The sequence below is a fragment of the Lacimicrobium sp. SS2-24 genome, from assembly GCF_002201535.1.
Classification (GTDB): Bacteria; Pseudomonadota; Gammaproteobacteria; order Enterobacterales; family Alteromonadaceae; genus Lacimicrobium.
Genome location: NZ_NIWW01000003.1, coordinates 491,508 through 506,208 on the forward strand (window position 1 = coordinate 491,508; position 14,701 = coordinate 506,208).

At 46.8% G+C, this 14,701-nt stretch carries 12 protein-coding genes and 1 pseudogene; 10 read left to right on the top strand and 3 right to left on the bottom strand.

Annotation, left to right across the window (positions count from 1 at the left end):
* The first annotated feature begins 82 nt into the window (after positions 1–82).
* Positions 83–2,068 (top strand): acetyl-CoA hydrolase/transferase C-terminal domain-containing protein, encoded by a 1,986-nt coding sequence (locus CCY32_RS08240; RefSeq protein ID WP_088330106.1) that lies wholly within the window; start codon positions 83–85, stop codon positions 2,066–2,068.
* On the opposite strand, the gene CCY32_RS08245 is transcribed toward CCY32_RS08240, so the two are convergent.
* Together CCY32_RS08245 and CCY32_RS08250 are read right to left on the bottom strand one after the other, a co-directional pair.
* A complete protein-coding gene (locus CCY32_RS08245; protein WP_088330107.1) occupies positions 2,065–2,433 on the bottom strand; it encodes a GNAT family N-acetyltransferase in 369 nt (122 codons plus the stop codon). The genes CCY32_RS08240 and CCY32_RS08245 overlap by 4 nt on opposite strands.
* A gap of 11 nt (positions 2,434–2,444) precedes the next feature.
* Positions 2,445–3,332: a PD40 domain-containing protein gene (locus CCY32_RS08250; protein ID WP_088330108.1), complete on the bottom strand. Its 888-nt coding sequence runs from the start codon at positions 3,330–3,332 to the stop codon at positions 2,445–2,447.
* Positions 3,333–3,430: 98 nt separating this feature from the next.
* Between CCY32_RS08250 and soxR the strand changes: the two genes are divergently transcribed.
* The 5 genes from soxR (at position 3,431) to CCY32_RS08275 (ending at position 6,160) form a co-directional block, all read left to right on the top strand.
* Positions 3,431–3,877, top strand: coding sequence for a redox-sensitive transcriptional activator SoxR (soxR, locus tag CCY32_RS08255; protein WP_088330109.1), 447 nt, complete (start codon positions 3,431–3,433; stop codon positions 3,875–3,877).
* A 180-nt stretch (positions 3,878–4,057) separates the two neighbouring features.
* Positions 4,058–4,462 (top strand): hypothetical protein, encoded by a 405-nt coding sequence (locus tag CCY32_RS08260; RefSeq protein ID WP_088330110.1) that lies wholly within the window; start codon positions 4,058–4,060, stop codon positions 4,460–4,462.
* Positions 4,410–4,931 (top strand): PD40 domain-containing protein, encoded by a 522-nt coding sequence (locus CCY32_RS08265; protein WP_168171458.1) that lies wholly within the window; start codon positions 4,410–4,412, stop codon positions 4,929–4,931. Before CCY32_RS08260 ends, CCY32_RS08265 begins: the two co-directional genes overlap by 53 nt.
* Before the next feature lie 21 nt (positions 4,932–4,952).
* Positions 4,953–5,720, top strand: coding sequence for a DUF2268 domain-containing putative Zn-dependent protease (locus CCY32_RS08270; protein WP_088330112.1), 768 nt, complete (start codon positions 4,953–4,955; stop codon positions 5,718–5,720).
* 56 nt (positions 5,721–5,776) lie between these two features.
* Complete coding sequence (locus CCY32_RS08275) at positions 5,777–6,160, top strand: VOC family protein (RefSeq protein ID WP_088330113.1); 384 nt, start codon at positions 5,777–5,779, stop codon at positions 6,158–6,160.
* A 38-nt stretch (positions 6,161–6,198) separates the two neighbouring features.
* Here the strand turns inward: CCY32_RS08275 and CCY32_RS08280 are convergent.
* A pseudogene (locus tag CCY32_RS08280) lies at positions 6,199–7,375 on the bottom strand (IS3 family transposase).
* A 698-nt stretch (positions 7,376–8,073) separates the two neighbouring features.
* On the opposite strand from CCY32_RS08280, the gene CCY32_RS08285 reads away from it, so the two are divergent.
* From CCY32_RS08285 to CCY32_RS08300, 4 genes are all read left to right on the top strand, one after another.
* Positions 8,074–9,150, top strand: coding sequence for an efflux RND transporter periplasmic adaptor subunit (locus CCY32_RS08285; RefSeq protein WP_088330114.1), 1,077 nt, complete (start codon positions 8,074–8,076; stop codon positions 9,148–9,150).
* On the top strand, positions 9,147–12,272 hold the full coding sequence (locus CCY32_RS08290) for an efflux RND transporter permease subunit (protein ID WP_088330115.1): 3,126 nt from the start codon (positions 9,147–9,149) through the stop codon (positions 12,270–12,272). The genes CCY32_RS08285 and CCY32_RS08290 overlap by 4 nt, the downstream gene beginning before the upstream one ends.
* Positions 12,273–12,808: 536 nt before the next feature.
* Positions 12,809–13,939 (top strand): acyltransferase, encoded by a 1,131-nt coding sequence (locus tag CCY32_RS08295; RefSeq protein ID WP_088330116.1) that lies wholly within the window; start codon positions 12,809–12,811, stop codon positions 13,937–13,939.
* A 30-nt stretch (positions 13,940–13,969) separates the two neighbouring features.
* On the top strand, positions 13,970–14,551 hold the full coding sequence (locus CCY32_RS08300; protein WP_088330117.1) for a hypothetical protein: 582 nt from the start codon (positions 13,970–13,972) through the stop codon (positions 14,549–14,551).
* Positions 14,552–14,701: the final 150 nt, after the last annotated feature.

Here is a 14,701-nt window from a genome sequence, read left to right on the forward strand (position 1 = left end):
CCGGCGCCAAACCATCCCTTGCCTGGGCTTTGTCTGCAGCAGATAAGCTGATAGCCTGTACGCAAAGACAAAGAGTCTCACTATGAGCCAAGAGCGCCCACAAAGAGTTTCCAGCAGCGACATATGTGTTGACCAGGTTATTCAACGAGTCGGCAAAAAAATTACCCTGGGCCTCCCGCTCGGTTTGGGTAAGCCGATTCGTTTCGCAAACGCTTTATATCAGCGCGCCAAGGCAGATCCCTCCATAGAGCTGCATATTGTCACTGCACTTTCTCTGTTACCGCCTACACCTTCTGAAGGCCTAGAAAAGCGCTTTATGGACCCTTTTGTTGCACGTCTGTACGGTGATATACCGGAGCTGGCGTACGCCAGAGATGTGCTCAATCGTAAACTGCCTGACAACGTTAAGGTTTCAGAGTTTTTCTTCCTGGCCGGTAATTTTCTCAATCACCCTGAACAGCAGCGCCGGTATATCTGCACTAATTACACGCACGCTATGCGTGATCTCATCGCACTGGGTGTCAATGTGGTCGGTCAATTAGTAGCACCCGATACGGATCCCGATTATCCGCAGCAGTTCAGCCTCAGTTGTAACCCTGATTTGTCGCTGGATTTATTCCAGAATCTGCGGGCAGCAGAAACAGACGACAAACCCATTGTTCTGGTAGCCGAATGCAATAGCAACCTGCCATTTTTCGGCCCCGATGCTGCTGTTGCTGCCACCACGTTTGACCTTGTTCTGCACAATAAAGAGACGGAGTATCCTCTTTTTTCCGTTCCGCACACTCCGATCAGCGCCCAGGATCATATGATTGGTTTTTATGCCAGCAGCCTGCTCCAAGATGGTGGCACCCTGCAGGTTGGTATCGGTTCATTAGGCTCGGCATTAATCTACAGCACCTGCCTTCGGCATCAGAATAACACCCACTGGCAACAACTTTACCGTAACCTTAAAGTGGCGGAACGTTTTCCGGTCGCCGAAGAATACGGCGGTACCGCGCCTTTTAAAAAAGGCCTGTATGGTTGCAGTGAGATGATGGTAGATGGTTTTATCCATCTGCTGGAAGCGGGCATCCTGAGCCGGAAGGTTTATCCGGACGCCGAACTACAGGAGCAGATCAACCAGGGGGTTCTGGATCCCAAACACAGTGATGATCCCCGTTTACAGCAGGGTGTCGTCATGCATGGCGGATTTTATCTGGGGCCTAGAGATTTTTATCACAAACTGGCGCAACTGACTGGCGAACAACGCCAGCATATCTGCATGAGCAGCGTTAATTATATTAATGATCTTAACGATCATCGCTTTGGCGATCAGCGCCTTAAAGTGGCGCAGCGGGTTGCCGGCCGCTTTATCAACTCAGCAATGCAATGCACACTCGACGGCGCCGCAGTGTCCGACGGGCTGGAAGATGGCCGGGTGTTAAGTGGTGTTGGCGGGCAATATAACTTTGTCGCCATGGCCCATGAACTTAAAGGCGCCCGCTCCATACTGACATTGCGCAGCACCCGTACCTCAGGCGCTCAAACGCTGTCCAATATATTATTTTCCTACGGGCACTGCACTATTCCGAGACACCTGCGTGATATTGTCATCACCGAGTACGGCATTGCTGATCTTCGCGGAAAAGCCGATGAACAGGTTTACCTGGCGTTAATCCGCATTGCCGACTCAAGATTCCAGCCCGGCTTATTAAAACAGGCACAGAAGGCCGGTAAAGTTGCTCAGGATTTCAGCTTACCGGCACAATGGCGAAACAATACACCACAGGCAATCAAGCAAGCCCTGAAAGATTTTCAACAAAAAGCGCTGTTCCCGGCATTTCCCTTTGGCTGTGACTTCACAGACGATGAGTTAAAGATAGGGAAAGCCCTGAAACACCTGAAAGCCCGCACCTCAACCCGCTTTGGTAAAGTAAAAACCTTATTTCAGTCTCTGATTTATGGCTCAGCTGGAGAAAGTTACGCCTCTTTATTGCAGCGCATGCAACTGAATAAGGTGCATGGCGTTAAAGCCTGGCTGGATCGTCGCGTGCTTATTCTGGGATTGAAGAAAGCGGGAATTTAATGCTGCACTAACTTGCACCCTTTTTCTCTGGCGATATTGAGGACATGTTCAAACATGAGTTTGCCAAATCCCTTGCCGCGATATTCGTCTTTGATTCGGACACCTGCGACAGTACATCGCCAACTACCAATATAGGTGAGACCTGGTATGAAGGTGATTTGTAAAATACCTATCATGTTTCTTGCAACTTCAAATATCAAAAGATCATTGTTTGCATCGTGCTCAACCGTTTTGAATGCTTCTACGTATGCGTTATTAATAGGCTGAGAATCATCTTCTCTACCACTTCCGAGACTATCTTTTGCGAGCAGTTGAATAATGTCTTCTAGGTCACTGCTATTGGCTTTTCTGTAAGTTAATTCCATATTCTTTCTCGCTAATAGGGTCGCAAGTCCTCAATTATTTTTGAACTTACCCAATAGAAGTTCGATAGGCCATTCTTTTCATCGTACCTACTAAAGAATAAGAATTTTCCATCGGGGGTGAGATTGGGCACGGTTTCGTTAAACGTTGTATTCACCTTATCGCCAAGATTTATTGCGTCGCTCCAGCCACCATCCTCTAGCTTGAAGTACACATATAAGTCTTTATCTTTGCGTTCCTTGTGTCTGGCATCAACAATCAAAAAATCTTGGGATTTCGAAATAACACCATGAATTCCTGAATCTATACCAACCTCCATTTGTTCTGGGTATCGCCCAGATTTGAATGGTGCATAATACATTTTCATCTTGGATATGTTGGTGTAGTAGAGATCGCCATTTGCAGATTCACTTACATCAAATACTTCATCTTGATTAATAACCTCTCCAAGATTTATTGCTGTGCTCCAAGAATGATTTTTCCTTTGTACATACCAATTCTGATTTTCCTTATATTCACTGTCGTGGCTTGAAAAATAGAGTTTATTTCCGTCATGGCTGACAAATGGATGCAACTCTCCTAACTCACTTTGCTTGGTAAAACTAATAGGGGTCACAGGTGTCCACTTACCGTTGACCTGTTGGGTCATAAATATTTTGGATAGTTCCCCTTTTTTATTCCCAGAAAAATATATTTCTTTTAGATCGGGTGAAAAAGAAATACCAAATTCATATCTTCCATCGAGGGAGATAATCCCAGGAGCAAACAATGTCGGAGTTTCGCCGGGTAACTTTTCACCTAAATAAATACCCGAGAGGGCAACGTTGGCATGTTGATCTTTTGCGCCCAGACAAAAGCTTATTAAAATTAAACTGAGCGCTGACCATACTTTTTTTGGCATCTTTCTACCTCCATTGTGGAAATTTCATATTGACTAGACCTGACAAAGGATACTTCCTCAAGTAGACTTGAGGTCAAGATTTTTTTCGAGGAAATATAATGCAAGATTCATTAACCGTTGGCGAAGTTGCTAAAAGAGCTGGAATACGAGTAAGTACACTGCACTACTATGAGTCTATTGGCCTTATTGCTAGCCATCGCAATACGGCTAACCATAGAAGGTATAAACTGGATGTGCTGCGCCGTGTTTCTGTGATCAAAGCAGCTCAAAAAATGGGGATTGGTCTGGATTCTATTAAAGAAGCGATGTCCTATTTACCCCTTAATCAAGCTCCGAGTAAAAGTGATTGGAAGAGTCTCGCAACGTTTTGGCAAGTAGAGTTGGACAACCGCATCAACTACTTAAAAAATTTGCGTGAGAACTTAACAGGCTGCATTGGCTGTGGGTGTTTGTCGATGGAAAATTGTCCTATTTATAATGAAAATGACAAGCTAGCAGAATGTGGAACTGGCCCTATTTTGTTGGACAAAAATAGGCAAGACTAATTGCTATGAACTGCTCCAATGAATTTAGCTGACTAGATCAAATAAGCCTGACGTTCAATCCTCTCTGTCCGTCTTCCTTTTAACTTATGTCTAAAAAAATGCTTGACCTCAAGTTTACTTGAGATCTTACAGTGTGATGCAACTTTCATAAAGATCGTTACTTTTTCAGGATAAGTCATCATGCGATTCGTTAATTTTTTAATCACTATTTCGACTGTGTTTATTGCAGTACAAAGTCCATCGGCTTGGTCTATGCCGACAGAGTCAACTTTGCAAGGTCCATATCTTGGACTACCAACGCCGGAAGATACACCGGTGCTTTTTGGGCCGGGACTTATCTCCACTCAACATTATTCTTATGGCGGGACGTTCTCACCTGATATGCGGTCGTTTTATTTTCTCAGAAAGCCGAACGCTGAAACAAAGGTGGAATTTGTGGTGTTCCAGCAGCAAGGGGAGACATGGATAGAGTCCATATTTGACTCAAGAACAGGGCAACCGCTTTTTTCGCCAGATGGAAAAGTGATGCACCTTGGCAAACGCATTAAAAATGCGTCGACAAGAAGGATGGACGAAAGCAGTTAGCTTAGGTCCAGATTTTGATAAATATCGGATCATGCGTATGAGCAGTTCACTTGCGGGCACTTATGTGTTCGATGAGGTGGGCAGTCCTGAAGGGGATGGAATAATCCGCTTCTCACAGTTGCTTGATGGCGAGCGCCAAGCACCACAAGCCTTTGGTAACCAGATTAATTCTGGAACATTCAATGCTCACCCCTTTATTGCGCCCGACGAATCTTATTTGATTTGGGATGGCAGACGTCAAGAAGGATACGGCGGCTCGGATATCTATATCAGCTTTAAGCAGGAAGATGGTCGATGGGGCGATGCAATTAACATGGGGAGTGATATCAATACTGATGGCTGGGATGCGGCGGCAAGTGTGACACCAGATGGTAAGTTCATGTTATTTCATCGCTTAAACGAGCATGGTAACGCTAACATTTTTTGGGTCAGTGCAACGATTATCGACAGGTTAAGAGACGCTAACTAATGCGGACAGTTCGGAGACGAAATGATGAAATTTAAAGTAGCAACCTTACTTGTGTGGCTTATAACATATATTTTCAGCCCTTATTTAAGTGCAAATGAATCTGTTGTGCCCGGAGCCAATACGAATATCCAATTTGAATATAAAAACAGCAGATTAAATGATAGTGAAAAAGCCTTTCTTGAATCAGTTATCACTGTTGCCGAGCGAGATGTTCGTACTTTCTTTCCGGCGATGACAAGAAATCTTGTTTTCAGCATTAAAACGGTTGATTGGGACTTAGATATTGTTGATGGCGTTACTGGCATGGCAACCAATCACGATCCAATTGGTAAAATTTCATTCATTATTTCCGATCATGGGGAGGGGGGCTTTTATGATGCAATTCTAAAGGGAGGGCGCTCTACGGCTCTGCATGAGTTACATCATATCGCTGTTGGTTGGGCTATCGAAGACCACGATTTTGGGCCAGGGATCCACATTGCCGCAGCCAATGAAGGGTTGGCGACTGTATTCGCTGAGTTATTGAGTGGCACTTCTTCCGACGCCAGTGAAGCGCCAGTTAATGTCGATGATTGGGTGAAAGAAATTTTAACATTACCACCCCATGCAAATTATATGCATTGGGTATCGGGTGAACACCCTGACGGACGGTCTTTTATCGGTTATAAGGCTGGGCGGTATTTGATATATCAAGCCATGTTGAATTCCAACAAGAGCATTATTGAATTAAGTGGAGCACCTATCTCGAAAATATATGAGTACGCCGGATATCAGGTCCCTGAGAAATAAACCCCAATTGTTGTGGTTTCTCGCTTTTAGAGTATTGAAATTATTAGGAGTAAAACGTGCAGTTTGAGCGTTATGGAATCATTTTAAATGTGGCAAATTTTGATGAGTGTGTCGCTTTTTATCAGTCTTTATTTGGTCTAACCAAAATGTTTACCAAGCAGGATGGTGATTTTAGATTGGCTTGTTTAACATTTGGTTCGGGATATTTGATGATTGAAACGGGGGGCGTGGCATCAGAGACAGAAAAAACCTTTGCACAAAGCCCTACAACATTACGATTTCATGTAGAAGACACCCGGGAGATTTTAGCTTTAGTGCAAACTTATGATCCTGAGGCTAAACGATTAGACACAGATTGGGGGGCCATCATTCGTTGTAAAGATCCTGATGGCAATCCAATTAGCATCAGAGAATCGGCCGGATTTGAGATTAGGTTGTAGAAGTAAGAAGTTAGCGAATATGTGGGGCATTGTAGTGGTCAATAAAACCCGGACACCTTTTTAGCTAATTCTTCCGCTTTTGCCGGTGGTAGCCCATCGTTAAATTGAAGCGGTCTTTCCCAGTTGTAATAATTAATAAGGTAATATCCCACATCTCGTTTTGCTTCATTAGGCGAACAGTAGCCGGTTGATGGCATCCATTCTGATTTCAGACTTCTGAACACGCGCTCCATTGGGCTATTGTCCCAGCAGTTCCCTCCGCGACTCATGCTCTGGCTCATCTTGTATCGCCACAGCCGTTGCCTGAATTTCCGTGCGCCGTACTGAGAGCCTTGGTCGCTGTGGAACATCACGCCTTTTGGCTTACCCCTCAGCTCGTAAGCCATATCTAAAGTTCTGGCGGCAAGCTCCGCATCCGGCCGATGTGACATGCTCCAGCCGATTACCCGTCGAGTATGCAGGTCAATTACGACGGCTGCATAATGCCATGCTGAGCCCGTCCAGATGTAGGTGATATCGCCGCACCAAGCTTGGTTAGGCTGCTCCACATTGAACTGCCTGTCCAGTAAATTAGGGATATCTGGCCGCTCAACCTGCACGTTTTTATAAGCGTGCTTACCCGGCTGCTTGCTCATCAGCCCTTGTTCTTTCATCAGCCGACCTATTTTGAATCGGCCCATGACGATGCCTTCATCGCGAAGCATACCAACAAGCGTTCGTGTGCCAGCAGACTGACGACTCTTAGCGAACTGACGCTTCACTCTGGCGCGCAGAATGCGCCGTTTAGCACCAATCAGACGGTGTCGCTTTCGCGGTTCATAATAAATACTGACACCAACACCTAACGCTGAACAGGCCAATTCTGTTGTATCATGCACCCTCAACCGGTCTATCGGCTTGTGGACTTCAGGTCGTCGGACATTAAGAGTTTGTTTCGCAACGAGCCGTAGCCTTTTTTAGAATGGTCTTTTCTCGTTCCAGACGGTTCACGCGAGTCTCCAGCTCCTGAATACGCTGCTGCTCTTGCGACAGAGCTTTGGACTTGGGTGTGCTACCGCCGCGTTCAGACTCAAGTTGCTGAACCCATTTGCGCAGGGTATTTTCATGAACGTCTACAGCGCGACTTGCTTCGGGAACGCTATACCCCTGAACGAGCACCAGGCTGGCTGCATCATTTTTAAATTCCGGACTGAATGACCATCTTTGCCTTCTCATTGAACACCTCGTTATTAAGTATAATGCTACCACTTAAAACGGTGTTCGGGTTTAGTCTGCCACTACAAAGTCATGAGTTAGGGTGGTCTGTGCTCGATGATTTAGCCGGGTAAAAAGCGAGTAGCAAGCGGTTATTTTTAACCACGGCTAAATCCATAAAATGTGACCTGACAGTGACCAATGTTGTTAAACGGTGTTATTTGAGGGGGTTATCTTTTTTTCGTAAGTATATGAAATTACATTTAAATGCGTCCTGTGCCGTTTAATGACAATTAACAAAATTTAGCCGGGCTACTCTCCGGAGGCAGAGGTCAGAGGTTCGAATCCTCTCGGGCGGGCCATATTGTAAGAAACCGACCATAGTGGCGGTTTTTTGCTTTGTGCGCCACTCCGCCCCCCTTTGGTGAACACCAAAGTGGGGCAAAGTATGCTCTTGTAGCAGCCCCCGCGGTTAATGTTGCTCTTGCCGGCTTAGTACACACTATTGAAAAATTGGTTGCTCACCTCAACGTGCGAAGATTGCGTCATTCAGCTCAAGGCTAGATAAAAATCTTTGTTTAGCGTGTTCTCATTTTTGCACTCGGCCTTATATTGAGAATAACTAAACCTTACAATTGCTTCCTTGTCGCTATTTGAGCGCAAAGGTATATTTCACCTTTCCAGTCTTTTTTCACCGCACTGCCGCCAGGGATGCCTTTATGCTGAAAAAAATGCCTTTTTCTCCCGTTTTCGTCGCTATCATTCTTGCCGTGGCGCTGATGATTTGGCTATTCAGCGGCGATCAGTACAGCGCGCGTACAACCCCACCGGCGCCGCAGCAACCTCCTGAGTCTCAACTGGCAAGTGTAGAAATTCGATACTCTGAAGCGCGAGCTTATGAAGCCAAACAGGTGGCGCAGGGCCAGGTATTGCCCTGGCGAAAGGTGGACATTAAATCGCAGCAAAGCGGAACGGTAGAGGAAATTTATCAGCAACAGGGAAGTCAGGTAAAACAAGGCTCGCCCTTGCTGCGCCTTTCTGATGAGGGTCGCCGTGCCCGGGTCGAGCAAGCTGAAGCCAACCTTCAGTTACGCCAGAGTGAAGTAGACAGTGCTCGCACCCTGGAAGAAGCACAGTTGTCCTCTGCCACAGAGTTAACCCGGCTGCAAAGTGAACTGGCCAAAGCCAGAGCTGAACTGGTGAGCGCGCGCCTGGCGCTCAGCCAGCTTGAGCCGCAAGCCCCCTTTGACGGTGTACTGGATCGACGCCATATCGAAGTGGGCGACTGGGTGCAAAGCGGCACGCCTTTGATGGAATTGGTACAATTGGATACCTTTAAAGTTACCGCACAAATCCCTCAACAGGATATTGGCCGGTTACACACCGGCCAGGCTGCCCGACTGCGCCTGTTGGATGGCCGCGAACTAACCGGAACCGTGAGCTTTATCAGTGCTGCTGCCGATACCACCACGCGCACCTATTACATTGAAATGACTACACCCAACCCGGATGGCCTGCGCATCGCGGGGGCCAGCGCAACCGTTGAAATCAGTCTGGGCTCGGAACCAGCACACCGGGTTTCCCTTGCTTTGTTGAGTCTCGATGACAGCGGTAACCTGGGGCTGTCAGTCGTCAATGAGGCACAGCTTGTAGAATTTTTTCCAGTTACTATCCTCTCTGCCGACACCGACGGCGCCTGGGTCGGTGGCTTACCTGAACGCGCACGCATTATCACCCGCGGTGCTGGATTTGTTAAACCCGGAGAGCGGGTGCGCACCACTGAGACTAAATCATGAATGCCCTCATCCGAGCTGCAATACACCGCAGCCGCGCCACGCTGATGCTGCTGCTGTTTCTGTTTATTGCCGGCATCGCGGCTTATCAGTCCATTCCTAAAGAAGCGAACCCGGATGTGGCTATTCCCATGATGTATGTCTCCATGGCCCTGGATGGTATTAGCCCCGAAGACGGTGAGCGCTTGCTGGTCAGGCCCATGGAGCATGAGCTGAAAGCCCTGGAAGGCATTAAAAAAATGACCTCTACCGCCAGTGAGGGACATGCATCGGTGATGCTGGAGTTCGATGCCGGCTTTGATGCCGATAAGGCCCTGGCCGATGTCAGGGTTAAAGTCGATGCCGCCAGAGCCAAATTGCCCAGTGAGGCGGAGGAGCCCACGGTCAATGAAATCAATGTCGGATTGTTTCCGGTATTGTCGGTGGGCCTGTCAGGTCCGGTTTCCGAGAGCCAGCTGGTTTTTATGGCGCGTGAATTGAAAGAAGAGATTGAGTCTATTCCGGAAGTGTTAGAAGTAGATATCGGTGGTGACCGCGAAGATTTACTCGAAATCGTGGTCGATCCCCAGGTTCTGGAAGGCTATGGCCTGGATTATCAGCAACTGTTTAATCTGGTCTCTAATAATAATCGCCTGGTGGCCGCGGGAAGCCTGGACACAGGCGCAGGTCGTATGGCCATGAAAGTGCCGGGAGTCATCGAAGACCTGGAAGATGTCCTGTCGATCCCGGTTAAAGTCCAGGGCGATACCGTCATTACCTTTGCCGATGTGGCGAGTATCAACCGGGGCTTTAAGGATCCCCAGGGATTCGCCCGTATTAATGGTCAACCTGCCGTGGTACTGGAAGTTAAAAAGCGTAGTGGCGCCAATATCATTTCCACCATCGCGCAGACCAAAGCCCTGATAGACCAGGCCCGTAGCCTTTTCCCGCCAGACATGCAGGTGGATTACATCATGGACCAGTCCAAAGATGTCAAAATCATGCTCTCTGACCTGCTAAATAATGTCCTGACCGCGGTCGTGCTGGTGCTGATTCTGATTGTCGCCACCATGGGTTTACGTTCGGCCGTGCTCGTGGGAATCACCATTCCCGGCGCGTTCTTTGCGGGAATACTGATGATCTATGGACTCGGCTATACCATGAACATCATTGTACTTTTTGCCCTCATCCTTGTGGCCGGCATGTTGGTAGACGGTGCTATCGTCGTAAGCGAACTGGCCGACCGGAATCTGGCCGAGGGGCAGTCAGCTAAGCAGGCCTGGGCCAATGCAGCCAGTCGCATGGCGTGGCCGATTATTGCTTCAACGGCCACCACACTGGCAGTATTTACCCCTCTGCTGTTCTGGCCCGGTGTGGTGGGTCAGTTTATGAAATATCTGCCCGCCACGGTCATTCTCTGTTTGCTCGCCTCCTTGTTTATGGCACTGCTGTTTTTGCCTGTGATGGGCAGCATCCGTCGCACCAAGGCGGAGACACAGCCTCATGCAGTTCAAAGCAGCGCAGGTGGCAAGGTGTACCGTCGTCTGCTCGGCAAGCTGGTAGGTCATCCGGCTCTTACCTTTGGCGCGACCATTGGTGTCATCGTGCTGATATATGCCGCCTATGGCAAATACAATCATGGTCTTGAATTTTTCCCATCGGTAGAACCAGAATCTGCGCAGGTCTGGGTGAGAGCCCGGGGAGATTTGTCGATTTATGAGAAAGACGCGTTACTGCAACAAGTGGAAAAACGCCTGTTAGGGTTATCTGAAGTCAAGGCCCTGTATGCGCGCTCTCTGGCCAGCGCCAGCGGCGAACTCGCCCCCGATGTGATCGGCACGTTACAATTTCAGTTTATTGACTGGCATCAACGTCGACGGGCCGCCAAGATACTGGATGAAATGCGTTCACTGACCGCAGACATTCCTGGCGTCATCTTAGAGTTTCGCCAGCAGGAAGGCGGCCCCGCAGCAGGTAAGCCCATAGAACTGCAGGTCAGCAGTATAGACAGTCAGGCTACCGATCGCGCGGTCAATAGCATCATCACCCAGATGCGGGAACTCGAAGGGTTCACCGACATTGAAGATGATCGCAGCCTGGCGGGCATAGAGTGGCGAATTCACGTCGATCGCGCCGCTGCGGCCAGGTTTGGCGCCGACATCCTTACCGTGGGCAATGCAGTGCAGATGATCAGTAACGGCCTGCTGCTCGCCAAGTTCCGGCCGGAATATGCCAGTGATGAAGTCGATATTCGCGTGCGCTTTCCCCATGACTGGCGCTCCCTGGATCAACTTCAGCGTCTGACAATTAACACCCCGCGGGGTCAGGTTCCACTGAGTAATTTTGTCAATCTGGAGCCAGGCAGTAAAACCAGCATCATCAAACGCATTGATGGTAGTCGCGCTATCACCATAAAATCGGATCTTGCTGAAGGTTATCAGGTCAGCGAACGGCTGCAGGCTCTGTATGCCAGTGAACTGGATATAGCGGACAGTGTGTCGATCAAAACCGCCGGCGAAAGTGCCGATCAGGAAGAGGCCATGATGTTTCTGATCCGCGCCTTCATTACCGCGATATTCCTGATGCTGATGATACTGCTGGTGCAATTTAACAGTTGGTATCAGAGTCTGCTGATACTGTCTGCCATTGTCTTGTCTACGGCGGGCGTGCTGCTGGGGTTGTTGGTCAATGGCCAGAGTTTTGGCGTGGTCATGGTAGGAATGGGCATCATCGGTCTGGCTGGCATTGTGGTGAACAATAACATTGTACTGATCGATACCTACAACCAGATGCGTGACGATGGCATCCCTCCCCAACAAGCAGCGCTGGAGACAGGGAGTTTGCGTCTGCGTCCGGTGCTACTGACCTCAGTGACAACCGTACTGGGACTGATGCCCATGGTATTGGCAGTCAATGTCAATCTGATTGAGCCCAGTCTTGGCTTTGGCGCCCCCTCAACCCAATGGTGGACACAACTCTCCAGTGCCATTGCCGGGGGCCTGATCTTCGCCACAGCGTTGACCCTGTTCCTGACACCTTGCATGTTGGTGCTCGGTGAGAAAATCAAACCACGCAAAGGCGGCAGTGTATCTGTGGAGGCAAAGCATGAGGCCGATATTCCACAGTTGTCTAAACGCCGGGCCTGAAACGGCGTAATCGGAAGTACAGACCATAATAGCGCTGCGCTATGACGCTTGCTCGACCTGAAATTTTTCCTGAAAAGTTTAGAGTCAACCGGACAGTCAGCTAAGAGCGAGCAGCGGACGCTCAACTTAGCTTTCTGGCTAAACCATGTAGTGATAAATATCGAGAAATCCATTACCAGGAACTGCTGAGCATTTGTACAGGTATAAGTTGAATTCACTCAATTTTCGCAAGAAATTCTCGGTTTCACACATCAGAAAGTCTCGCTTTGCCTCATAACGCTAGCGATAACTTATTGAAAGTACTGAATATTGGCTATAGCGGTACGTGCATACCGGGACCATTATAAATCCCAATTCTCGCTTTCCCCGCCGCTGCTTATGCACAAAGCGCTGGTAGCTGGCTCCAAGCTATTGTTAACATGGGGAAAATAAATAGAAACTGTGAATAAACGGTACTGTGCCGCCTGCGGCATACCGTGAATTCATGGTAATAACATTGTTAGAAGCACTACAATTTCATCATACTGGAGACTAGATTGAAAAATTGGTTGGAGTCTAAATTAGAAATTAGTCATGGGAAAAATAAGCCATTACTTTCAATGGAAGGGCTAAGGGGCGTAGCGGTATTTCTAGTTTTTTGGGTTCATTACAGTAGCTTAATGGAACCTTATTTATCTGGAGCTTCAGTAAAAATTTCGCACTTTATACATAGCCTTGGGCACTTGGGTGTTGACTTGTTTTTTGTATTGAGTGGTTATCTAATTTATGGTTCAGTGCTAGATAAAAAGATCTTTTCAAGCCTAAGTTACGCTAAAAGAAGAATACAGAGAATTTACCCTACTTTTTTAGTCGTTTTCATAGTCTATATAGTATTGTCATTCATTTTCCCTAGTGAAAGTAAACTACCTAGCCAAACGGCTGAAATGATGATTTACATAATACAAAACCTTCTTCTGCTACCTGGAATTTTTGATGTACAACCGATCATTACTGTTGCTTGGTCTTTAAGTTATGAGGTTTTCTATTATTTGCTAATTCCAATAGTCATCTTTGGACTGAATCTTAAGAGCTGGACTGTCGGCCAGCGAATCTATTTTTGGGTAATCATTTCAGTAGTAGGCCTAGTTGTCTGGATGCTATTTGGAGGCCCTGTTCGTTTACTGATGTTTATCTCAGGAATTTTGTTATTTGAATTTTATACAAAAAAACAAATTACCTTAAAAAAAGGAGGTGACTTATTCTTAATCTTAGCACTAGTAATATTTGGACTTAGATCGATTTACAATTTTAGTTATTTATTTTCCATATCAGCTGTATTTATACTGTTCTTATTGCTTTGCTTGTGTGCCTTCAATACTCAGTCAAGAACATATAGATGGTTAACTTTTAAACCTGTGAGGTGGCTCGGCAATATGAGCTATTCTTATTACCTAATACACGGACTTACCTTGAAATTTTGTTTTTTAGTTATTGCAACTATCGTACCCGCAGGTTATTCCAATGGACATCTATACTTTTGGCTGTGGGCTCCATTGTTCGTAATGACGCTTTTTACTTCCTTTGCACTGTTTTTAGTTATAGAAAGGCCATTCTCTTTGCAGATAAATCGACTATCAAATGCTTCTAACAAAATAATGCAACGGACTGCCAAAGCATCCGCTGATTAGGGCGTTAGGTTTCTAGGAAACGGAGTCACTTTGAACAAAAAATGGATTTTACTTTTGCCTTTGTTTCTCGCAGCTTGTGGATATGAAGGAGATGGTGAGTACAAAGAGTCAGGATGGTTCTTAAAGAATTATTCCTTAAATTTGCCACAAAAAGACTTCGCTTCAAATCGTGAATATAGCTTCAACATTAACGGTTACGGCTCTCACGGTACATCATTCCTTCGCGTAAGACTCTCAAATGACAAACCGGTAAACTTTCATGAATTGGGTACCGTTCTAGAAGTAAGAATAATCGGCAAAAGTAGTGTTACATACTTTTATAGAAGCTCACCTCTTAATGCCCATTATCAAAGAATGGCTAGTTTAGGCGAGGCTCAATGGGCAAATGACCTTGAATGGCATGCGCGTTATCAGTATTCAGATGAAAAAATAAAAAATAAAGCTGTTACTTTCGATCCAACCACTGCACCAATAGAAACGTCAGAGATTATGTATATTCACAGTTTTCCTTCTGGCACTAAAAACTACAGAGTTAACGTGAAAATTGGAAGTGTCCCTAGAGCTTATGAAAATACAAAGATTTCACTGGAGTTTATTTCAGGGTGGAAATAGCCAATGGCTCAAAAACCTAACAAGGCAACACAAATCGGACTAGACTTCCCCCGCTTTAACGGACACGCATCACTAACTCAAAATGGAGTAAATGATGCCCGCATACAAAACCGCAAAACGTACCCAGCAGTACAGCCTTGAATTCAAAGT

Bases quoted from the DNA above. Each gene is read 5' to 3' on its own strand.
- CCY32_RS08240 (WP_088330106.1), top strand. From the start codon at position 83: ATGAGCCAAGAGCGCCCACAAAGAGTTTCCAGCAGCGACATATGTGTT.
- CCY32_RS08260 (WP_088330110.1), top strand. From the start codon at position 4,058: ATGCGATTCGTTAATTTTTTAATCACTATTTCGACTGTGTTTATTGCA.
- CCY32_RS08250 (WP_088330108.1), bottom strand. From the start codon at position 3,332: ATGCCAAAAAAAGTATGGTCAGCGCTCAGTTTAATTTTAATAAGCTTT.
- CCY32_RS08270 (WP_088330112.1), top strand. From the start codon at position 4,953: ATGATGAAATTTAAAGTAGCAACCTTACTTGTGTGGCTTATAACATAT.
- CCY32_RS08290 (WP_088330115.1), top strand. From the start codon at position 9,147: ATGAATGCCCTCATCCGAGCTGCAATACACCGCAGCCGCGCCACGCTG.
- soxR (WP_088330109.1), top strand. From the start codon at position 3,431: ATGCAAGATTCATTAACCGTTGGCGAAGTTGCTAAAAGAGCTGGAATA.
- CCY32_RS08245 (WP_088330107.1), bottom strand. From the start codon at position 2,433: ATGGAATTAACTTACAGAAAAGCCAATAGCAGTGACCTAGAAGACATT.
- CCY32_RS08285 (WP_088330114.1), top strand. From the start codon at position 8,074: ATGCTGAAAAAAATGCCTTTTTCTCCCGTTTTCGTCGCTATCATTCTT.